The sequence below is a fragment of the Streptomyces sp. NPDC047072 genome (genome assembly GCF_040643855.1).
In the GTDB taxonomy this organism is placed as follows: Bacteria; Actinomycetota; Actinomycetes; order Streptomycetales; family Streptomycetaceae; genus Streptomyces.
Genome location: NZ_JBEYVC010000022.1, coordinates 41193 through 62208, shown reverse-complemented (window position 1 = coordinate 62208; position 21016 = coordinate 41193). Strand labels below are relative to the sequence as shown.

At 72.4% G+C, this 21016-nt stretch carries 20 protein-coding genes; 12 read left to right on the top strand and 8 right to left on the bottom strand.

Annotated elements, in window-relative coordinates:
- Positions 1–28: 28 nt before the first annotated feature.
- The 3 genes from ABZ896_RS13010 to ABZ896_RS13000 all read right to left on the bottom strand — a co-directional run bounded on the left by ABZ896_RS13010 (position 29) and on the right by ABZ896_RS13000 (position 1609).
- Complete coding sequence (locus tag ABZ896_RS13010; protein ID WP_360926485.1) at positions 29–505, bottom strand: hypothetical protein; 477 nt, start codon at positions 503–505, stop codon at positions 29–31.
- Positions 506–722: 217 nt separating this feature from the next.
- On the bottom strand, positions 723–848 hold the full coding sequence (locus ABZ896_RS13005) for a hypothetical protein (protein WP_360926482.1): 126 nt from the start codon (positions 846–848) through the stop codon (positions 723–725).
- Positions 845–1609: an SDR family oxidoreductase gene (locus tag ABZ896_RS13000; protein ID WP_360926480.1), complete on the bottom strand. Its 765-nt coding sequence runs from the start codon at positions 1607–1609 to the stop codon at positions 845–847. Before ABZ896_RS13000 ends, ABZ896_RS13005 begins: the two co-directional genes overlap by 4 nt.
- Before the next feature lie 138 nt (positions 1610–1747).
- Here ABZ896_RS13000 and ABZ896_RS12995 point away from each other — a divergent pair, with 138 nt between their 5' ends.
- Positions 1748–2185: a nuclear transport factor 2 family protein gene (locus tag ABZ896_RS12995; RefSeq protein ID WP_360926477.1), complete on the top strand. Its 438-nt coding sequence runs from the start codon at positions 1748–1750 to the stop codon at positions 2183–2185.
- Positions 2186–2206: 21 nt separating this feature from the next.
- On the opposite strand, the gene ABZ896_RS12990 is transcribed toward ABZ896_RS12995, so the two are convergent.
- Positions 2207–2542 (bottom strand): YnfA family protein, encoded by a 336-nt coding sequence (locus ABZ896_RS12990; protein ID WP_360926474.1) that lies wholly within the window; start codon positions 2540–2542, stop codon positions 2207–2209.
- Between the two features lie 109 nt (positions 2543–2651).
- Between ABZ896_RS12990 and ABZ896_RS12985 the strand changes: the two genes are divergently transcribed.
- Complete coding sequence (locus ABZ896_RS12985) at positions 2652–3134, top strand: hypothetical protein (RefSeq protein ID WP_360926471.1); 483 nt, start codon at positions 2652–2654, stop codon at positions 3132–3134.
- Between the two features lie 18 nt (positions 3135–3152).
- On the opposite strand, the gene ABZ896_RS12980 is transcribed toward ABZ896_RS12985, so the two are convergent.
- The gene (locus ABZ896_RS12980; RefSeq protein ID WP_360926469.1) at positions 3153–3491 is read right to left on the bottom strand and encodes a DoxX family protein; all 339 of its coding nucleotides are present in this window, start codon (positions 3489–3491) and stop codon (positions 3153–3155) included.
- Positions 3492–3720: 229 nt separating this feature from the next.
- Here ABZ896_RS12980 and ABZ896_RS12975 point away from each other — a divergent pair, with 229 nt between their 5' ends.
- From ABZ896_RS12975 to ABZ896_RS12960, 4 genes are all read left to right on the top strand, one after another.
- Entirely contained in the window at positions 3721–4797 is a 1077-nt protein-coding gene (locus ABZ896_RS12975; RefSeq protein ID WP_360926466.1) for an LLM class flavin-dependent oxidoreductase, read from the top strand.
- A gap of 189 nt (positions 4798–4986) precedes the next feature.
- Entirely contained in the window at positions 4987–5721 is a 735-nt protein-coding gene (locus ABZ896_RS12970) for a response regulator transcription factor (protein ID WP_360926463.1), read from the top strand.
- A 1-nt stretch (position 5722) separates the two neighbouring features.
- The gene (locus tag ABZ896_RS12965) at positions 5723–7159 is read left to right on the top strand and encodes a HAMP domain-containing sensor histidine kinase (protein WP_360926461.1); all 1437 of its coding nucleotides are present in this window, start codon (positions 5723–5725) and stop codon (positions 7157–7159) included.
- A 27-nt stretch (positions 7160–7186) separates the two neighbouring features.
- Positions 7187–8452 carry an ArgE/DapE family deacylase gene (locus ABZ896_RS12960; protein ID WP_360926458.1) on the top strand — a complete coding sequence of 422 codons (1266 nt, stop codon included), beginning with the start codon at positions 7187–7189 and terminating at the stop codon, positions 8450–8452.
- Positions 8453–8463: 11 nt separating this feature from the next.
- Here the strand turns inward: ABZ896_RS12960 and ABZ896_RS12955 are convergent, their stop codons facing one another.
- Entirely contained in the window at positions 8464–9813 is a 1350-nt protein-coding gene (locus ABZ896_RS12955) for a histidine-type phosphatase (protein WP_360926455.1), read from the bottom strand.
- A gap of 118 nt (positions 9814–9931) precedes the next feature.
- Here ABZ896_RS12955 and ABZ896_RS12950 point away from each other — a divergent pair, with 118 nt between their 5' ends.
- From ABZ896_RS12950 to ABZ896_RS12930, 5 genes are all read left to right on the top strand, one after another.
- Positions 9932–10438: a DUF3515 family protein gene (locus ABZ896_RS12950; protein WP_360926452.1), complete on the top strand. Its 507-nt coding sequence runs from the start codon at positions 9932–9934 to the stop codon at positions 10436–10438.
- A gap of 130 nt (positions 10439–10568) precedes the next feature.
- Positions 10569–14636, top strand: a complete 4068-nt coding sequence (locus tag ABZ896_RS12945) for a helix-turn-helix domain-containing protein (RefSeq protein WP_360926449.1) — start codon at positions 10569–10571, stop codon at positions 14634–14636.
- 233 nt (positions 14637–14869) lie between these two features.
- The gene (locus ABZ896_RS12940) at positions 14870–15517 is read left to right on the top strand and encodes a hypothetical protein (RefSeq protein WP_360926447.1); all 648 of its coding nucleotides are present in this window, start codon (positions 14870–14872) and stop codon (positions 15515–15517) included.
- A 25-nt stretch (positions 15518–15542) separates the two neighbouring features.
- The gene (locus tag ABZ896_RS12935) at positions 15543–16421 is read left to right on the top strand and encodes a glycine betaine ABC transporter substrate-binding protein (protein ID WP_360926444.1); all 879 of its coding nucleotides are present in this window, start codon (positions 15543–15545) and stop codon (positions 16419–16421) included.
- Positions 16422–16454: 33 nt separating this feature from the next.
- Positions 16455–16814: a hypothetical protein gene (locus ABZ896_RS12930; protein WP_360926441.1), complete on the top strand. Its 360-nt coding sequence runs from the start codon at positions 16455–16457 to the stop codon at positions 16812–16814.
- Positions 16815–16855: 41 nt separating this feature from the next.
- Here the strand turns inward: ABZ896_RS12930 and ABZ896_RS12925 are convergent, their stop codons facing one another.
- Positions 16856–17692: a PaaX family transcriptional regulator C-terminal domain-containing protein gene (locus ABZ896_RS12925; protein WP_360926438.1), complete on the bottom strand. Its 837-nt coding sequence runs from the start codon at positions 17690–17692 to the stop codon at positions 16856–16858.
- 97 nt (positions 17693–17789) lie between these two features.
- Positions 17790–19118 (bottom strand): MFS transporter, encoded by a 1329-nt coding sequence (locus tag ABZ896_RS12920; protein ID WP_360926435.1) that lies wholly within the window; start codon positions 19116–19118, stop codon positions 17790–17792.
- A 213-nt stretch (positions 19119–19331) separates the two neighbouring features.
- Between ABZ896_RS12920 and ABZ896_RS12915 the strand changes: the two genes are divergently transcribed.
- Complete coding sequence (locus ABZ896_RS12915) at positions 19332–20861, top strand: histidine kinase (protein WP_360926433.1); 1530 nt, start codon at positions 19332–19334, stop codon at positions 20859–20861.
- The last annotated feature ends 155 nt before the right edge of the window (positions 20862–21016 follow it).

Sequence of the window (21016 nt, the reverse complement as noted above, 5' to 3'; positions counted from 1 at the left end):
TCGGCAGTCCACTTGATGCGGGGAGGCCTCAGCACGGGTAATAGAGGTGGGCTGCCAGTTTCTGGGCGTTCTCCGTCACGTAGAGGATGTTGTAGATACCGTCTCGGGCGTTTCGCTTGAGAGTGCGCTCGGAACCCGTGACGCCCTGGGCGTGGGAACACAGGTAGGCGCCAATGGTCGTGCTTTGTGTGGTGAGGGAGATGAAGGGCAGCCCTTGCTTGGTGAATCCCACTGAACCGTCGGCGTCGATGACGCCTCGAAGGTAGTCGCAGTGCGAGAACTCGACGCTGGGCGGGGAGATCGTCTTCGACTTGCGGCCGTAGGGCAGGCCGAGGTTGTTGATCAGGGTCCGGGCTTCGAGGGAGCACAGGCTCCAGGTGGCCGAGGTGTGGGTCTCGGCGAAGTTCGTGGACCGGGTGCGCTCGGTGATGCTGCTGTTGTACGGCGTCAGTTGCTGGAACTGGCGTAGGAGGCCGATGTCACGCGCGTTGATCTCAACCGTCAACCGGCCTCGCTGTCGGGACTGTTGGGACAGATGCCCGTCCGCCTGCAAGAAGCCGAACATGCACGCGTACTGAGGAAGTGTGCCTTCCTTGCTGGTCAGGCCCTCGGGCGGGATGCCAGTCCCGGCCGGGGGCCGTCGATTTGATGTTGTGGCGCGAGCCTAGAGCGCCAGTTCATCAGGCGTTCGGGTGATCGAGAGCGTTCATCCCTGTGGGTGACTACTTCGGGGCGTGCATCACCGCGTAGATCATGACGAAGGCCACGATGTGGATGCCGAAGAGGAAGTAGGCGAGCCACCACCACATCTGGCGTTCGTTGTGGGGGTCTTTGCGGTTGTCTGTCATAGGTCTCGGTGGACCTTGGTGTTGGAGGCCTGGGCTCGGGGGCGGAGGAGCAGGAGGTCTACGTTGACGTGGCTGGGGCGGGTTACCGCCCAGGTGATCGTGTCGGCCACGTCGTCGGCCGTGAGGGGTTCCGCCACGCCTTCGTAGACCTTCGCCGCCTTCTCCTCGTCGCCGTTGAAGCGGGTCAGGGCGAACTCGTCCGTCTTGACCATGCCCGGGGCGATCTCGATCACCCGGATCGGCTTGCCCACGATCTCCAGGCGGAGGGTCTCCGCCAGGACGTGCGCGCCGTGCTTCGCGGCCACGTAGCCGCCGCCGCCCTCGTACGTGCCGTGCCCGGCCGTCGAGGAGAGGACCACGATCGTGCCGTCGCCGCTCGCCTCCAGCTTGGGCAGGAGCGCCTGGGTGACGTTGAGCGTGCCGATGACGTTCGTCTCGTACATCGTGCGCCAGTCCGCCGGGTCGCCGGTCGCGACCGGGTCCGCGCCGAGCGCCCCGCCGGCGTTGTTGACCAGCACGCCGACCGTCTTGAAGGCCGTCGCGAACTCGTCGACCGCCGCGCGGTCCGTCACGTCCAGTTGGTAGGCCGTGGCCTGGTGGCCCGCCGCGGTGATCTCCTCCGCCAGCGCCTCGATACGGTCCTTGCGGCGGGCGGTCAGGACCACGCGGTAGCCGGCCGCCGCGAGCTGCCGGGCGGTGGCCGCGCCGATTCCGCTGCTCGCACCGGTGACGATCGCGATGCGGGACGCTGCGCTGGGCATGGGCGGTGGCTCCTCGGGTCGGCGTTCGGGTGGCCGCTCCCCAGGATAGGCGGGGCCCGCGGTGTTCTCCCGGGCGGTCCGGATGGCGGTCCGGTGGGAGGATGAGGGGGGTGATCCTCCCTTTCCCGGAGGTGGACCATGGGAGAAGCGCGTGAGGTCATGGACCGGCTCACGGACGCGCTCACCGCGCACCCGGACCTGAAGACCATCGCCGAGCTGTACGCCGAGGACGCGGTCGCCGTCACCCCCGACGAGGGGGAGATCCACGGCCGCGAGAACATCGTCGCGTACTGGCGGCAGATGACGGAGGCGGTCCCGGACGCGACCTTCGAGTCGCTGCACGCCTACGAGGTGGGCGACACCGCCATCGACGAGGGCGTCTACCACGGCCGCAACACCGGGCCGATCCAGCTGCCCACCGGCGAGACGCTCCCCGCGACGCAGCGGGAGATCGCCATCCGCGGGGTGGACATCGCCACGGTCAAGGACGGCCGGATCACCGACTACCGGCTCTACTTCGACGAGATGGAGTTCCTGGGGCAGCTGGGGCTGCTGCCGGACGAGCCCACGCCATAGGCCGGTCCTGTGGCGTCCCGCTCAGTCGCCGCGCGGCGCCCACATGATCACCGCCATGCCCGCGAGGCAGATCAGGGCGCCCGCGATGTCCCAGCGGTCGGGGCGGTAGCCGTCCGCCGCCATGCCCCACAGCAGGGAGCCGGCCACGAAGACGCCGCCGTACGCGGCGAGGACGCGGCCGAAGTGGGCGTCGGGCTGGAAGGTGGCGACGAAGCCGTAGGCGCCGAGGGCGAGGACACCGCCCAGCGTCCACATCCAGCCGCGGTGCTCCCGTACGCCCTGCCAGACCAGCCAGGCGCCGCCGATCTCGAAGACGGCGGCGACGACGAACAGGGCGGCGGAGCGGGCGATCAGCATGTCCCGCAGCCTCGCACACGGGCCGGTGTCACCTGATGGAGGGCGCCTGTCCGTCGCCGTACGTGGGATACATCCCTGCGATCACGGCGGCTGAGCGAGGAGTGGTGGCATGCGGGGTCTGTGGGGTTCGTGGGGTTTGCGAGTGCTTGCGGTGTGCGGTGCGGTGGTGGTCGGCGGGGTGGCGCCGGTGGCCCACGCCGGGGTCGGGCCCGAGGCCGATCTGGCGTATCACGGTGCCGCCTCGATGGCGGGCGGGCGGGTCGACGTACGGTTCACCGCGCGCAACCACGGGCCGGCCGCCGTACCGGACGCGACGGTACGGCTGCGCTGGTCCGAGCCGCTGACGAACCGGCAGGAGCTGCCGGGCGGGTGTGCGCGGTCGGGGGAGCGGGTCGTGCTGTGCCGGGTGGGGGCGCTGGCGGCGGACGCGACGGGGGAGCGGGTGGAGTTGCGGGTACGGCTGCGGGGCGGGCCCGCCGAGGTGCTGCTGGAGATCGACACCGTCTGGAACGGCGGGACGGTCGACCGCAACCGGGACAACGACCGGCAGCGGGTGCTCGTGCTGGACACGGGGGACGAGTACTACTTCTGACCGGCGAGGGGGCGGGGCTCAGGTGAGGGTCAGGGCCGCGATCGCCGGGGCCGCGTAGAGCAGCGGGAACGGGATGTGGGTGTACCAGCGGGCCCGGACCACGGTCAGCGCGGCGCCGGTGAAGTAGAGGACCAGGCCGATCGCGGCCGCGATGCCGATCGGGGGGACGGCGAGGCCGATCAGGAGGCCCGCGGCGCCGGTGAGCTTGGCCGCGCCGAGGTAGGGCCACCAGGCGCGGGGGACGGCGTAGTCGGTGAGGGCCTTGACGATCCAGTCGGCGCGGGTGAGGACGACGGTGCCGGAGTAGGCGGCCATCGCTGCGGCGAGCAGGGTGGTGAGGGTGTGGGCGGTGGTCATGGTGGGCTCCTCGGGGGCTCCGGTTCAGTGGGGTCAGCACACTGACGCGGGGCGGTCGGGGAGTGTGACAGGGGGTGGAGCGGGTTTTTGGCTGCGGGCCGGTGGGGGCTTGTCGCGCCCGCGTGGCGGAGCCACACATCGATACAGCCCCGCGCCCCTCCAGGGCGCTGGCGCACCCCTCGGGCAGCGGTTATAGTTGAACCGTAAACTACCTGGAGGGTGGGCGAGCATGCAGTTCGGGATCTTCAGCGTCGGTGATGTCACGCCGGACCCGACGACCGGCCGTACGCCGACCGAGCGCGAGCGGATCAAGGCGATGGTCGCGATCGCGCTGAAGGCCGAGGAGGTCGGGCTGGACGTCTTCGCGACCGGTGAGCACCACAACCCGCCGTTCGTGCCGTCGTCGCCGACGACCATGCTCGGGTACGTCGCCGCGCGGACCGAGAGGCTCGTCCTCTCCACCGCGACCACCCTCATCACCACGAACGACCCGGTGAAGATCGCCGAGGACTTCGCGATGCTCCAGCACCTGGCCGACGGGCGGGTGGACCTGATGATGGGGCGCGGGAACACCGGGCCGGTGTACCCGTGGTTCGGGCAGGATATCCGGGAGGGCATCAACCTGGCGCTCGAGAACTACGCGCTGCTACGGCGGCTGTGGCGCGAGGACGTCGTGAACTGGGAGGGGAAGTTCCGTACGCCGCTGCAGGGGTTCACCGCCACGCCCCGGCCGCTGGACGGGGTCGCGCCGTTCGTGTGGCACGGGTCCATCCGGTCGCCGGAGATCGCCGAGCAGGCCGCGTACTACGGCGACGGGTTCTTCCACAACAACATCTTCTGGCCGGCCGACCACACGAAGAGGATGGTCGAGCTGTACCGGAGCAGGTTCGCGCACTACGGGCATGGGACGGCGGAGCAGGCGATCGTGGGGCTGGGTGGGCAGGTGTTCATGCGGCGTCGGTCGCAGGACGCGGTGCGGGAGTTCCGGCCGTACTTCGATGTGGCGCCTGTGTATGGGCACGGGCCGTCGCTGGAGGAGTTCACCGAGCAGACGCCGCTGACCGTCGGCTCCCCGGAGCAGGTCATCGAGAAGACGCTGACGTTCCGCGAGTACGCCGGGGACTACCAGCGTCAACTGTTCCTCGTCGACCACGCGGGGCTGCCGCTGAAGACCGTGCTGGAGCAGATCGAGATGCTCGGTGAGGAGGTCGTGCCGGTGCTGCGGGAGGAGTTCGCCAAGGGGCGGGCGGCGGGGGTGCCGGATGCGCCTACGCATGCGTCGCTGTTGGGGGCGGCGGAGAAGTAAGCAGCGCCGTAGGGGTGCCCGCCGGTTGTCGTCTGCCGGTCCGCTGTGGCTGGTCGCGCAGTTCCCCGCGCCCCTGGGGGGTTCAGCGGCTCGGTGCGTTGCGTCCTACCGGGTGAGAGGCCAGTAAGAAGGGCACCGGTGAGCTGCTCATCACGTCGTACGACTCGGAGGGCACGGCACACTGAAGGGGTGCCCCAGACTGTGCTGCTCGCCGAAGACGACCGCGCCATCCGTAACGCGCTGGAGCGTGCCCTGACCCTGGAGGGCTACCGGGTCACCGCGGTCGCCGACGGGGTCGAGGCGCTGGCGCAGGCCCACAAGACGCCTCCGGACGTCCTCGTCCTGGACGTGATGATGCCCGGGATCGACGGGCTCCAGGTCTGCCGGGTGCTGCGCGCCGAGGGCGACCGGACGCCGATCCTGATGCTGACGGCGCTCGTGGAGACCCAGGACCGGATCGCCGGACTGGACGCGGGCGCCGACGACTACGTGGTGAAGCCCTTCGACGTCGAGGAGGTCTTCGCCCGGCTGCGCGCCCTGCTGCGCCGCACCAGCCCCGACGGCATGGCCCCGGTCGGCGCCGCCGCAGCGCTCAAGCCGTCGCCCGAGCCCGCGCTGCCCCAGGGCCGTATCGAGGCCGCCGGGCTGCGCATGGACATCCAGGCCCGCCGGGCCTGGCGCGGCGGGCGCGAGCTGGAGCTGACCCGCACCGAGTTCGAGCTGCTGGAGCTGCTGGTGCGCAACGCCGGCATCGTGCTCGACCACTCCACGATCTACGACCGCATCTGGGGCTACGACTTCGGCCCGGGCTCCAAGAACCTCGCCGTCTACGTCGGCTACCTGCGCCGCAAGCTCGACGACCCGGGCGCCCCGCAGCTGATCCACACGGTGCGCGGGGTGGGTTACGTCCTCAGGGAGGACTGAGTTGGGCCGCCTGGCCCGGCTGTGGGCGAGGCCGCGCCCCCGGCTGCTGTCCCTGCGGACCACGTTCGCGGTGTCCTTCGCGGCGGTCACGGCCGCGGTGACCGTCCTGGTGGGCGTGGTGTCGTACACCGCCGCCGCGCGTCTGGTGCGCGTCGACCAGGAGTCCGTGTTCGACCAGGTCGTGCAGGATCTGCGGGACGAGGTCAGCCAGCACCGGATGACACCGGAGGACTTCTCCTCCTCGGCGCCCGGCCACGACCTGGTCCGCCCCGCCCGCACCGACGTACAGGTACTGGGGCCGGACGGGCAGGTCGCCGATCCCGGGCGGCCCGGGCTGCCGGTCACCGCGGCGGACCGGACCATGGCGGGCGCCTCCTCGGCCGCCCGGATCGTCGAGCACAAGGAGGTCGGCGTCGGCAGCGACGTCTACCGCATCGCCACCGTCTCCCTCGGCGGCGGCCGGGGCGCCGTGCAGGTCGCGCAGGAGTTCAGCGACACCGAGGACCTGCTGCGGGCGCTCCAGCAGCGGACCCTGATCCTCATGGCGGCTGTCGTGCTCGCGGCCGGGCTGTTCGGCTCGTGGCTGGCCCGGCGCATCACGCGTCGGCTGATCGTGCTGACCACGGCCGCGGAGGACGTGGCGCGGACCCGGCGGCTCGGGATCGAGGTGCCGGTCACCGGGTACGACGAGGTCGGGCGGCTCGGCCGGGCCTTCGACCGGATGCTGGGGCGGCTCGCCCAGTCCGAGGAGGACCAGCGCCGGCTGGTCCAGGACGCGGGCCACGAGCTGCGCACCCCGCTGACCTCGCTGCGGACGAACATCTCGCTGCTCCGCCGTATCGACGAACTCCCGCCGGAGACCCGGGAGGAACTCGTCGCCGACCTCGGCCAGGAGGCCCGCGAACTGACCGACCTGGTCAACGAGTTGGTCGACCTCGCGGCGGGGCAGTCGGACACGGAGCCGCCCCAGCGGGTGGACCTCGCCGACGTCGCCGAGGAGGTCGCGGGCGTGGCCCGGCGCCGGAGCGGCCGCGAGATCGTGGTCCACGCGACCGGAGCGACGACGACGGACGGCCGCCCGGCGATGCTCCAGCGGGCGATCTCCAACCTGGTGGAGAACGCGGCCAAGTTCGACCGCGAGGGCACGGCGCCGATCGAGATCGCGGTGAGCGGGTTGTCGGTGGCGGGCCCGGTGCGGGTGGAGGTCCTGGACCGGGGCCCGGGAATCGCCGACGCGGACCTGGTGAGGGTGTTCGACCGCTTCTACCGCGCGGCCGACGCGAGGTCCCTGCCGGGGTCGGGGCTGGGCCTGTCGATCGTGCGGGAGGTGGCGCTGTCCCACGGGGGCGCGCCGTTCGCGTATCCGAGGGAGGGCGGCGGGACGGCGATCGGGTTCACGGTGGGCGGGGAGCCGGGGATGACCGTACCCGCCCGATAACCTGACCGGCAGGAGAGGGGGCGGGCCTTGCTGACCGACGACGAGGCCGCCGTACTGGCGGCGATCGACGAGAAGGACATCGCGCGGACACTGCTGGAACTCATCGCGATCCCCAGCGTGAGCGGGAGTCCGGCGGAGGCGGAGATCCAGCATCATCTGGCCGCCGGGCTGGACCGCCTCGGTATGGACGTGGACCTGTGGTCCGTCGATCTCCCCGGCACGCTCGGGCACCCCGAGTTCCCGGGGATGGAGGTGCCGCGGGACGAGGCATGGGGGCTGGCCGCCGTGACCCCGGCCGGTGGGGACGGGCCGGTTTTCGTGCTTCAGGGGCACGTCGATGTCGTGCCACCGGGCGATCCGACCGCATGGGACGGAGATCCGTTCGTGCCGCGGGTGACAGGGGATGTCGTGTCCGGGCGCGGGGCCTGTGACATGAAGGCCGGTCTCGTGGCGCACCTTGCCGTGTTGCGCGCTCTCCACGCCTCCCGCGTGCGACTGAGGGGGCAGGTCGCCGCGCACTTCGTCGTCGGCGAGGAGGACGGCGGACTCGGCGCCTTCGCCACCCTCCAGCGGGGTCACCGGGGCGACGTCTGTGTGATCGGCGAGCCGACCGCCGGCACGCTCATCACCGCCAACGCGGGCGCGCTCACCTACCGGATCACCGTGAACGGCAAGGCCGCACACGCCAGTTCACGCTACGACGGCGTGAGCGCGATCGACGCGTACCTGCGGGTGCACAAGGCCCTCGAAGAGCTGGAGCGGGACCGCAACAGGGACCCGCACCCCCTGATGGCGGAGTACCCGATCCCGTACGCCCTCTCCACCGGGATCGTCCGCTCCGGCGACTGGTCCAGCAGCGTGCCCGATCTCCTCGTGGCGGAAGGGCGGTTGGGGGTACGGCTGGGTGAGGACCCGGCGGAGGCCCGTGCCGCGTTCGAGCGGTGCGTGGCCGAAGTGTGCGCGGGCGACGGCTGGTTGCGCGAGCACCCCGTCGAAGTGACCTGGCCCGGCGGGCAGTTCGCCAGCGGCAGGCTCGCGGCGGGGCATCCGCTGCCGGACGCGATCAGGGCCGCCCACGCGGACACGGTGGGCGGCCCCGGGGTACGGGAGCGCGGGGCGCCGTACGGCAGCGATCTGCGGTTGTACAGCGGTGCCGGGATCCCCACGCTCCAGTACGGGCCGGGGGACATCCAGGTGGCGCACAGTGCGCGGGAGTGCGTGTCCGTGCGCGAAGTCGTCGACGTGGCACGGACGTTGGCGGTGACGGTGCTGCGGACCGTCGGCACCAAGTAAGCGGGTGCCGGTCAGTTGGCCGTACGGCCGAAGCAGCGCTCCAGCTCCTTCAGGTCGTAGAACTTGCTGCCCTTGGAGACGGGTGTGCAGCCCGCCTTGAACGCGGTCTCCTTCTCGTTGTAGAGCATCCGTACGAGGTAGGTGTCGCCCTTGCGGAAGACGTCCCACTGGATGTTCGAGCCGAGCGGGGCGACCTCGGCGCCGCGCCACGCGTTGTCGGCGTAGGTGTACGGCTGCTCGGCGGTGACGCCCTGGGTGCTGCCGGGCAGGCCCATCAGGGCGGCCAGCGGGATGATCTCCTCGGCGTGGGTGAAGCGGAGTTCGGCGCCGAGGTCGCTGGTGCCGTTCTTTTTGGCCTCGACCTGCGTGAAGAAGTCGTCGAGGAGGACGTCGGCCATCTTGTACGTGATGTCGCTGTCGGCGAAGCCGGGGCCCTTCTCGTAGAAGTCCTCGGCGTCGCTGAGGTAGCCGAACCAGGCCGCGTCGCGCTTCGAGATGAACTTCTCCAGGCCCCAGCCCTTGCCGTCCGGGCTCTCCTGGACCATCGCGGGGGCGATGGCGTACAGGTTGTAGACGGCCTCGGCGGCGGCGACCTGGTCGTCGGCGGAGAGGGTGGCGAGGAAGTCGCCGCGGAAGAGCTTCTTCAGGACGCTGCGGGCCGCCGTGTGGGTCTTCGGCTGGTCGGTGATGCTCTTCAAAGTGGCCGCGAGGCGCTGGTCGCCCGCGATGTAGTCGCGGTAGGCCGCGCCGCCGGCCGCCTTGTGGAAGTAGAGCAGATTGACGTCGGTGCGGGTGGGGCCGATGAGGGACTTCAGTGCCGGGTCCTTCTCGGCGAGGGTCGAGGCGAAGACGTTGCCGCTGTCGACGGCGCGGCCCTGGCCGGAGCTGACGACGTCGATCTTCTCGCCCTTCTTCGCGATCGTGGCGAAGAGGCCGGGGAGGCGCTGTTCCAGGCGGGTCGCCGTGTCCTGGAGCTCCTCCTTGCCGCGGCCGCTGAGTTGGCCGTAGCCGACCTTGCTCATGGCGTCGAGCAGGGCTTGGACCTTCGGGCCGAACTCCCTGCCCTTGGCGGTGAGTTGGTTCTCTGCGTCCGCCTTCTTGAGCAGCGCGAGGACCAGGTCGCCGTCCTCGCTGTCGGTGGCGGCGCGGGAGCCGTGCCGGGAGACGTTCTCCGTGAAGACGGGGGCGAAACCGGCGGGGGCCTGCTGGTAGGTGCGGGGATTCTGCTCGGGTGCGTAGGGGGCCTTCGTGCCCAGGCTGGTGCTGTCGTTCTGGTGCCCGGGGGCGGCCTGCGCGGTCATCGGGACCGCGAGGAGGGCGGCGACGCCGAGGCCGGCGAGGGCGGGGGTGACACGTCTCATGGGCGCATGGTTTGCGCAGGACGTGAACACCGGGTGACGGCGGAGCGGCGGCCCGGCTTCGGGTGGGGCTGGCTAGGGTCAAGGGCCGTGTACAGGGGTTTCGGGTATGGGGAGTGACATGGGCATACGGCCGCTCGGGCGCCGGGGGCGTGTCGTCGCGGGGGTGGTGGTCGCCGGGCTGGTGGTGGGGACCCTGCTGGTCGTGCGCGAGGTGAACTCGCTTGATTTCGGGGTGCGTTCGGCGGACCGGGCCGATGATCCGGCGTGCGCCCGTATCGCCGGGGGCTATCCGTCCGGGCTCGGCGGTGAGCGGCGTGAGTCCGTCTCCACGCCCGGGGTCGCCGTGTGGGGCGGCGGGGCGGTGGTCCTGCGCTGTGGGCTGGAGCCGCCCGCGCCGACCGTGGACGCGTGCGTCGACGTCGACGACGTGGACTGGGTGTGGCGGGAGAAGACCGGGGCCGACCGGGTCCTGGTCACGTACGGCCGTAACCCGGCCGTGGAGATCCGCATCTCCGACCGGGTGACGGCGGTCGACGACGTCCTGGTGCGCCTGAGCGCCGCGGTACGGCCGATCAGGCAGACGGCGAAGTGCATCGGGGAGGACGACGTGCCGGCGCTGCGCTGAGGGACCCCTTGTGATCACCATCACGGTTGCATGGGCAAACCTTTTAACTTTCAAGCTGTCATGTCATCCTGACGGCCCTTCACGGAAGGTGATCGCCAGTGAATGTGACCAGGCCTTCCCGGGCGGACCGGTGACCGCCCGGCGAGGGCGACCCGAACGCCCCGTCGACCCCGCCGCGGGACCCGTGCAGCGCTTCGCCCACGAGTTGCGGTCGCTGCGCGAGGCGGCCGGAACCCCGTCCTACCGGGTCATGGCCGAGCGCGCCGGACTCTCGGTAGCCGCCCTGTCGAGGGCCGCCTCCGGGGACCGGCTGCCGTCGGCGAAGGTCGTCCGGGCCTACGCGCGGGCCTGCGCGGCCGACCCTGACGAGTGGGAACGCCGACTGCGCCACGCGGTGGAAGAGGCGGCGCCGCACTGTCCCGCCGACGTGGAGTCGCCGTACCAGGGACTCGCCCGCTTCGAACCCGGCGACCGGGCCCTGTTCTTCGGCCGCGACCGGCTCGCCGAGGAGGCCGTCGAACTGGTCAAACGGCATCGGTTCGCGGTGCTCCTGGGCGCCTCCGGCAGCGGCAAGTCCTCCCTGCTGCGGGCCGGGGTGCTGCCCCGGCTGGAGAACTTCGTCGTGGAGAGCGGCTGTGACGCCGAGATCCGGCTGATCACCCCCGGCCCACGCCCCGCCGCAACCCACGGGCCGCTCCTCGAGCCCGGACCGGACGATCCCCAACAGGTGGTCGTGGTGGACCAGTTCGAGGAGATCTTCACGCTCTGCCGGGACCGGGCCGAACGCTGGCGGTTCGTCGACCAGTTGCTCGCCGCCAAGGAGTCCGACGGCCGGCTGCGGGTGGTCGTCTCCCTGGGCTCCGGCTTCCAGACCCGGTGCGCGGAGCACCCCGGGCTCGCCGAGACCCTGCGGCACACCACACTGACGGTCGGCTCGATGAGCCGTGCCGAACTCCGCGAGGCGGTGGTCGGACCGGCGACCGCCGCGGGACTGCGCGTCGAGCGCGAACTCACCGCGCGGATCGTCGAGGAGGTCGCCGACCAGCCCGGTGCGCTGCCGCTGCTCTCGCACGCCCTGCGCGAGACCTGGCACCGGCGGCGCAGCGGGGTGCTCACCCTCGCCGCCTACGAGGCGGCCGGCGGGGTCCACGGGGCGGTCGCCGCCGCGGCCGAGGAGGTCTACGGCCGGCTGTCCGCCGCCCAGACCGACACCGCCCGCCGTGTGCTGCTCGCGCTCGTCGTCCCGGGCGACGGCACCCCCGACAGCCGCCGCCCGGTCCGCCGCGCCGATCTGCGCGAGTGGCCGGACCCCGAGGTGTGCGCCGTCGTCGACCGGCTCGCCGACGCCCGGCTCGTGACCCTCGACCAGGAGTACGTCGAACTCGCCCACGACGCGCTCATCACCGGCTGGCCCCGGTTCCAGGGCTGGATCGAGGAGAGCCGCGAGCGGCTGCGGGTGCGCCGGCACGTCATCGAGGCCGCGCGGGTCTGGCAGGAGCACGGCCGCGACCCCGGCACCCTGTACCGGGGCGTCCATCTCGCCCTGGCGGACGCGCTGTTCACCCGCGGCGTGCACGAGGACGACCTCTGCGCCCGGGAACGGGCCTTCCTCGGTGCCTCCCGGGTGGCCGACCGGATGGAGCGCTGGACGGCCGACCGGATGCGGCGCCGGATGCGCTTGCTGACCGCCGTGCTCTGCTGTGTCATGGGCGGGGCCCTGGTCGCCGCGCAGATCGCCTGGCACGAGACCGGTGTGGCCGACGGGGAACGCGCGCAGGCCGAGGCCCGCCGGGCCGCCGGCCTCGCCGGCCCGGAACAGACCGCCGACCCGCGTACCCGTGATCTGCTCAGCGTCGCCGCCTGGCGGCTCGCTCCGCTGCCCGAGAGCCGTGCGGCTCTCCTGGACGCCCTGTCCGGACCCGAACGGGACGTCTTCACCGACCCCGGGCCGAGCGACGGCTCCCAGCACTTCCTCGTCGACTCCGGGCGGGGCCTGCTCGACGTGGGCGGCGGCACCTGGACGTCCTGGAACGTGCTCACCCACCGACGTACCGGTTCCGGGAACCTGCCGGAGCTGCCGGTGACGGCCGTGAGCCCCGACGGACGCACCCTCGCGCTGGGCGCCGAGGGGGAACGGCGGTTGTGGCGACTGCCGTTGGGGAACGGGAGCGGGAGTGCGGTCGAGAGGGGCGGGGCTGCGGGGGACGGGACGGCCGAGGGTGGTTATGCCGTCGGCGGTCGGCTGTACGCCTTCGGTGACGGGCGGGTGCGGTTCGAAGCGGCCGGTGCGGACGACATCGTCGTGGCCGGGCCCGATCGGGGGCCGGCCGCGGTGTGTTCGCCGGGGCGGGGGCTTCGGGTGTGGCGGGTCACGGGGGTGACCGGTGGTGCCGAGGCCGACCGGAGCGCCGAGGAAGCCCTCGGTGGTGTGGAAGCCTCCGGCCGGACCGAGGCTGTCGGTGGTGTGGAGGGCGGTGGGGGCGGTTCCCGGTGGGGTGCTGTCGGCTCGTCCTCCCGTGGTCTTTCCGGTGGCCGGCAGGCCGACTGCCGTGCCCCGTTCGTGTTCAGCCCCGACGGCACCCGGCTGGCCATGGGCACGGCCACCGGCATCCACGTCTGGGACACCGGCTCGGGACGGCAGGTCGCCGTTCTCGCCCAACCCGGCGCCACCCGGCTCGCGTTCACCGCGGGCGGCAGGTTCCTGGCCGCCGCCGGTCCCGACGGCGTCACCGTCTGGCGGGTCACCGCCCCCGACGCGCCGGTGTTCCGGTACGCGCCGCCCGACGGCCCCGTCACCGCCCTCGCCTGGGACCCGGACCACCCGACCCTGCGCTGTCTCACGGGAGGGACCGTCCACTCCCTCGACCTCTCGGCGCCCCTCACCGCCCCCTGGCTCGCCCGGCCGGCCGCGGGCGAACTGCTGAGCCCCGACGCGCACCTGCTCGCCACCGCCCGGCGCGAGGGCGACGGCTACCGCTTCCGCCTGCTCGACACCGCCGGCGACCGCCCGGCTGTCGAGCTGCCCGCCCTGCCGTCACCCGGCGGGACCGCGGACACGGTGCCCCTCATGGCCTTCAGCCCCGACGGCCGGGCCTTCGCCTACGGGGTCGGCGAACCGGACGCCGGCACTGACCGGTTCGCCGTATGGGACGTGTCCGCCCGCCGTGCGAGGGCTCTTCCGGCTCTCGGAGGACCGCCCGGCGAGCGGGTGCGTTCCCTCGCGCTCACCGCGGGCGGCCGGTCCCTCCTGGTATCCCGGACCACCGCCGACGGTTCGGTCACCGGCGAGCTCTGGGACACCGTGGACGGCACGCGTACGAACCGGCCGGCCGCCCTGGCCGCGGCGGCGAAGTCCGCCCTCACCGCCGGTTTCGCCGGGCCGGCCGCCGCCCTGCCGACCACCGCCCTGCCGGCCGGCGGTACCGTCGGCCGGCCGCTCGACGAGGGGCAGGTCGACGAGGGACAGGTCGCCCTCAGCCCCGACGGCCGCCACCTGGCCACCGCCGGTCTCTACGGCGCGGTCACGGTCTGGCGCGGTCGCGACGGTCGGTATCGGGAGGCCGTCGTCGCGCCGCCCGCCGGGGCCCCCGGCGCCCGGGTCACCGCCCTCGCCTTCAGCCCCGACGGCCGTACGCTCGCGGTGGGATACACCTCAGGCGACCTGCGGCTGTGGGACGTGGCCGCCCGGCAGCCCCTCGGCGCCGGTCTCGCCACCCCCGGCGACCCGATCCGGTCGCTCGCCTTCGACGCGGACGGCGGTGCCGTGTACGCGAGCGGTGATCATGTCCCGCTGCGCCGGTACGCCATCGCCCCCGCCCAGGTCGTCACCCGGCTCTGCGCGCGGGCCGGCCGCGATCTGACCGGCGCCGAATGGCGCGCCCGTCTTCCCGACGTGCCGTACCGGCGGCTGTGCGACCCGCCCGTCACCGTCGGCGTGGAGGCCGCCGCGCCGAGCCCGTTCCCGCCGCCCGCCCCGGCACCGGCGTGCACCTCCTCGGTACCGGCGGCGTCCGCGCTCCCCGGTACGGCGCGTGCGGCCACGCCCGCCGCCGAGAGGTCCACCGGTCCCCGCCCGTCCGCGCGAGCCGGCTCCGAAGGGCACCGCACCGCGCGGCCTTCCGCCTCCTCGCACCGGGGCGGCACCAGCGAGCGGACGCACCGGCGGAGCGGCAAGGAGGGCCGCGGGGGCTCTTCGTAGCCTTCGTCGTTACGGGGCGATGTCCGCGGAGTGACCTGTCGCGTAATTGCCCAAGGTTGAGTTGTTTACTGCTCTGAACTGCATTGAACAACAACTCGGCGCACCCAAGAGTGGGTCGCAACCCGAGCCCCGCACTCCCCGGTCGGTGCCTCGGGCGGGTGGCCGACGGCGATCCCGTCGGCCGCCCGGAAGCCCTTTCCGCTCGTTCCGCTTCCTTCCTCCTGGAGTGACAGATGGCTTTCGTGCGCCTTAAGACCGCTTCCCGCAAGCGCCCGCTCCGCACCGCCGGAGCCGTCGCGGCCCTCGCGCTGGGCGCCTCCCTGATGGCCGTCCCGCAGGCCTCCGCGGCCGACAGCCCGACCACCAAGCAGCTGCTGGACGCCTGCGGCAAGACCACGGACCTGTGTGAGTTCCACGCGACGAGCTACTGGACCTACACCGGCCCGACGCACCAGGTCGGCTCCACCGCGTTCAACTGCGCGAGCCAGACCAACCAGCACCGCATCGACTGGTCGGACACCACCGGTTCCACCAACACCTTCGGTATCTCGATCAGCGCCAGCTACAAGTGGTTCGAGGTGTTCACCGTCGAGGTCGAGGCCAGCTACAGCCACAGCTGGCAGGCCTCGCACACCGACACCGAGAGCAACACGGTCAACGTCCCGCCGGGCTACAAGGGCTGGCTGGAGCGCGGCACCGCCAAGCAGCAGGCCAAGGGCTGGTACGAGCTGCACTTCGGCAAGCGCTACTACGGCCACTACATCTGGTACATCAACAACTACCAGTCGTCCGGCATCAACGCGGACAACCCCACGGGCGGCTTCGTGAACTTCAAGGACGCGAAGATGACCTCCGGTGAGCGCTCCGCCCACTGCGGCTGACCCGGACGACGGCATGGGGTGCTCCGTGACGACAAGAACCCGGCTCCGCCTCGCGGCCGCCGCCCTCTGCTCCCTTTTCGCCCTCACCGCGTGTGCGAACGGCACGGGCGGCACGGCCCCGGACACCGAGTTCGCGGACCGCGAGGGCCCGACGGTGATCGGCACGGACACCACCGCCGAGAGCCGGGTGGTGGCGGCGCTCTACGGCCAACTGCTCACCGCCGCCGGGCAGCGGGTGCGGACGGCGACCACCCACTACGCCACCCCCGCCGACACCACCGAGGCGGTGGTGGAGGGCAGGATCGGCCTCGCGCCCGCCTACGAGAGCACGGTGTTGCGCACGTTGCCGGGCGGGGGCGCCCTGCCCGGCAACATGGCGGCGACCCTGAGCATGGCCCTGCCCGTGGGGGTCACCGCGCTGCCGCCCGCGGCCGCCGAGGGCGGTGTCGTCCTCGCCGTCCCCGGGGCCACCGCCCGCCGCCACGACCTGAAGGACATCTCCGACCTCGGACGGGCCGGCGGCCGCCCCACCCTCGGCGGCCCCGCCTCGACCGACCCCGACAGCCCGACGCCCGCCGCGCTGAAGAAGGCGTACGGCGTCACCCTCACCTCGGCCGGTACCTCGGCCACCGCCGACGTACTGGTCCTGCGCAGCACCGACCCCGTCCTCACCCGGGACCATCTGGTCGTCCTGGACGACCCCGCGGAGGTCATCCCGTCCGAGCACGTCTTCCCGCTCATCCAGTCGCCCTACGCGGGCCTGGCCGCCCGCAAGGCCCTGGCCCGCCTCGGTCCGGTCCTGACGACCGGGCAACTGGCCCTGCTCGCCGCCTCCGTGAACGCCGGGGAGGCCCCCGGCAAGGCCGCGCGGTCCTGGCTGCGCGCCAAGGGACTGCTCAAGTGAACCGCCCTCACTCGCAAGGAAGATGGAACCGGTATGCCTGACATCAGAAGAGGATTCGGCGTCGCCGCCCTCACCGCCGCGGCCGTCCTCGGCGGTCTGGCGATCCCCGCCACGGCCCACGCCGACGAGGTCGCCGCCGTACAGATCACCGTCTGCAACGACTCCGACGTGAGCCTGCAGTTCTGGGTCAAGGGCTACAACCAGTTCGACGACTGGGACGACTCGCCGGTCTGGAGGGCCAACGCCCACACCTGCGCCACCGGCTGGAACTACTGGTGGAAGAAGAACTCCTCCGTCGAACTCCACTACAAGCGCGGCAGCGCCGGATGGACCTGGAAGCAGGAGTACGTCCCGAAGACCGGCGCCAAGACGGTGACGTTCCGGGTGTCGTAGGGCCGGACGCCGGGACCGACGCGCACGGAGGCCGCCTCTGGCTAAGGGGCGGTCTCCAGCAGTTCCCCCGCCATCGCCGCCGCGGGATCCTGTGTCCGCCGGGCGACCCTGCGGAACGTCTCCTGGGCCGGGCCCGCCGGCCAGGACGGGGGAAGGTGGCGGGAGGGGAGGCGGGGGTCGGTGCGGATTGTGGAGAGCCACTCGCTGACCAGGCGGAGGCGGGTGGCGAGGGGGTCCTCGGCGGTGGCGGAGTCCAGGTGTGCCGTCCAGCGCTTGTCGAACGCGACGTAGCGCGCCGCGATGGACTCCAGCTCCCACGTGTCCCGGATCATCTGCTCGATGTCGGTCACCGGGGCCGCCTCGGCGTGGAAGATCTTCACGTGCGCGGTGAGCCCCAGCTCCTCGACGACGGCCGAGACGTCCACATGACCCGGCGCGATCCACAGCCCGCTGTAGAGCGCGCCGAAGCCCGACCAGGTCAGCCGCGAACGCAGATCGTGCCGCTGGCGTTTCCACGAGTCGGGCAGTGAGAAGCCGAGCAGGGTCCAGGAGCCGTCCCAGTCGTCGTTGACCGCGCCTTGCGTCCAGATGCGGGTGCGGCCGTCCTCCAGGACCCGGCCGGCCTGCGGGGTCAGGCCGAAGAACATCTTGCGGCCCTCGCGCCGGCGGTGCAGCAGCCCGCGGTTGACCATGCGGGTGAGCGTGGAGCGGACGGCCTGCTCGCCGACGCCGACCCGGCCGAGCACCTCGATGATGCTGCCGGAGTACACGTACACCTCGCCCCGGTCCAGGACGTGGTTGCCGAAGAAGGTGAGCATGAGCGACTGGGGCCGCTGCTGGGGGCCCTCCGAAGCGTCCAGGATGTCGTCGTCCTCCACGGTCGCAAGGGTACGGCCCGGTCGCCGGGGTACGACCGCCCGCCGTGGGCACGGCAGACGGTCGTACGGCAGACGGTCGTACGGCACAGCGGGAGTCCTAGGAGGCCGCGGTCTCCTTCGTCGCCGGGGCGGGTTCGACGGCCCGGTTCGCCAGCGACGTACCGCTCGTCTCGCGGACGAACCACACCGTCAGCGCGGTGATCAGCGAGCCCCCGGCCACCAGCAGCGCGACCGGCGTGCCGCTGTCGCTGCCCGCGACCAGGCTGCCCGCGATCACCGGTGAGAAGCCGGCGCCGACCAGGGTCGCGCCCTGGTAGCCGAGGGAGGCACCGGTGTAGCGGACCTTGGTGCCGAACATCTCGCTGAACAGGGCGCCGAGCGGGCCGTACATCATCGACTGCGCGATGCCGTGGCCGAGCACCACGGCGAGGATCAGCAGTCCGGGGGACTTGGAGTCGACGAGCGCGAGGACGGGGAAGGCGGTCGCGGCCGACAGGAGTGCTCCGGCGAGGACGACCGGGCGGCGGCCGATCCGGTCGGAGAGCGCCGAGGCGCAGGGCAGCACGACCAGGGCGACCGCGGCGGAGACGGTGAGCGCGGTGAGGACCTGGGGGCGGGCGTAGCCGATGCCGGTGGCGTACGAGATCAGGTAACTGGTCAGCAGGGACTGGGCGGTGAAGGCGCCGATGCCGACCCCGCAGGCCAGCAGGACGGGACGGGGGCGCTTGAGTACGTCGAGGATCGGCATCCGGGACTCGGCGCGGTCCTTCTTCACCTCGGCGAACAGCGGGCTCTCCACCACCTGGAGGCGGACGAACAGGCCGACGCCGAGCAGCAGCACGCTCAGCAGGAACGGCACCCGCCAGCCCCAGGCCGCGAACTGGTCCTTGGGGAGGGCGGAGACCAGGGCGACGACGGCCGCGGAGATCAGGGAGCCGAGCGGGGCTCCCATCTGGGTGAAGCTCGACCACAGACCGCGGCGCTTCTCACCCGCGTGCTCCACGACCATCAGGGTCGCGCCGCCCCACTCACCGCCAATGGCGATGCCCTGCACCACGCGCAGGGTGATCAGCAGGACGGGCGCCCAGACGCCGATGGTGTCGTAGGTGGGCAGCAGGCCGATGAGGAAGCTGGCGCCGCCCATCAGGCCCATCGTGAGCAGCAGCATCGACTTGCGGCCGAGCCGGTCGCCGAAGTGGCCGAAGAGGATGCCGCCGATCGGGCGGGCCACATAGCCGGCGGCGAAGGTGCCGAACGCGGCGATCGTGCCGACGGCGGGGTCGGCGCCGGGGAAGAACAGTTCGCCGAAGACCAGCGCGGCGACGGTGCCGTAGACGAGGAAGTCGTAGAACTCCACGGCGGTGCCGAGGAGGCCGGAGAGGGCGACCCGGCGGAGCTGGCCGGTGGACGCGGGGGACGGGGGCATCGCGGTCTCCCTTGAGCGGAGGAAGGACACCGTGAAGGTAGGCTCTCTACTGACTGCCGTCAATAAAGTGCACAACATTGGCTGGTCGGGGACTCCGGTACTCCGGTTGGGGACTACTGCGCCTGTGGTAGGCCGTACTCCCGTTCCAGTAGTCCGCATCGCTCACCGGCGCAGGACGCCTGCGGACCCCGGCCGGGTCACCATGGAGGCGTGATGAGCAGCGGCCTGGAGCGGTACGTGGAGCGCCATGCGCGGCTCGCCGACGTGGTGATGGCGGTGGCGCTCGGCGCCTGCACGGTCTTCGGCGCCCAGATCAGCACCCCCGAGTCCGCGCCCCCGCAGAACGCGTGGCCCGCGCGGATCCTCGCGGTCGTCGCCGGTGCCGCGGTCCTGTACGCGCGCGCCCACCCGCGGCCCGCGCTCGTCGTCACCGCGGCGGTCGCCGCCGTCCTGACCGGCCTCGGCTATCTGCCCAGCCCGCTGCTGCTGGCCCCCGTCATGGCCGCCCTCTACTGGCTCGACGACCTCACCGACTCCCGGACCGCCCGCCGCTTCGGCTACGCGACCATGGCCCTCCTCATGGTCACGAGTCTGTCCGCCGCCCGGCTCGGGGACCAGTTCCTGCTGCGGACCTTCGGCACCGCGCTGTGGCTGCTGCTGCCGCTGTCCATGGGCGGCAAGAACCGGCTGCGGCGCGCCTACCTGGACGCCGTGACGGCCCGGGCCGCGCACGCCGAACGCACGCGCGAGGAGGAGGCCCGGGCGCGGGTCGCCGAGGAGCGCATGCGGATCGCCCGCGAGCTGCACGACGTCGTCGCCCACCACATGGCCGTCGCCAACGCGCAGGCCGGCACCGCGGCCCACCTCGCGGAGAGCCACCCCGAGCAGGCCCGGAAGATCCTCGCGGAACTGGCCGGCACGACGTCCGCGGCGCTGCTCGAACTCCGGGCGACGGTGGGGGTGTTGAGGCAGGCCGACGATCCCGACTCGCCGGAGCCGTCGCTGGAGCCCTCGCCCGGGCTCGACCGGCTGCCCGAACTGGTCGCCGGGTGCCGGTCCGCGGGGCTAGAGGTGTCCGTCGCGGTGGAGGGCGAGGTGCGGCCGCTGCTGCCGGGGGTGGACCTCACGGCGTACCGGATCGTCCAGGAGGCCCTCACCAACGTGACCAGGCACGGGGGCGGTTCGGGGGCGAGGGTGCGGCTGGGGTACGGCGAGGAGCTGCTGCGGATCACGGTCACGGACGAGGGGGCGGAGGGGCTGCGGGGTTTGGTCGGCGGCGAGGGGGCGGAGGGGCGGCGGGGTCCGGTTTTCGGCGTGGGCTCGGAGGGGTTGCGGGGTTTGGTTGTCGGCGAGGGGCCGGGGGCGCTGCGGGGTTTGGTTGTCGGTGAGGGGGCGGAGGGGCTGCGGGGTTTGGTTGTCGGTGAGGGGGCGGAGGGGCTGCGGGGTTTGGTCGGCGGTGAGGGGTCGGAGGGGCTGCGGGGTTCGGTTGTCGGCGTGGGCTCGGAGGGGCTGCGGGGTTCGGTTGTCGGCGAGGGGCCGGGGGAGTCGCGGGGCCCGGTCGCCGGCGGTGGGGCCATCGGGGCTGCGGCTCCCGGGGGCTTCGGTCTCATCGGTATGCGTGAGCGCGCCCACTCGGTGGGGGGCGAGTTGCGGGCGGGGCCGCGGGAGGGGGGTGGCTTCGAGGTGGCGGCGGTGTTGCCGGTGCACTTCGGGGTGCGGCGGGAGGGGGTGGCGCCGCCGTGAGAGCCGTCGTGTCGTCATCGTGTACGGCAGCTACGGCAGCTAGGGCGGCTACGGCAGTTAGGGCGGTTACGGCGGTGAGGTCCCCCTGACCGACCTCGCCCCTGTCCCGTCTCTGTTCCGTCTCCGCCGTCCCGCCCCCTCCGTCTGCGCCCTCC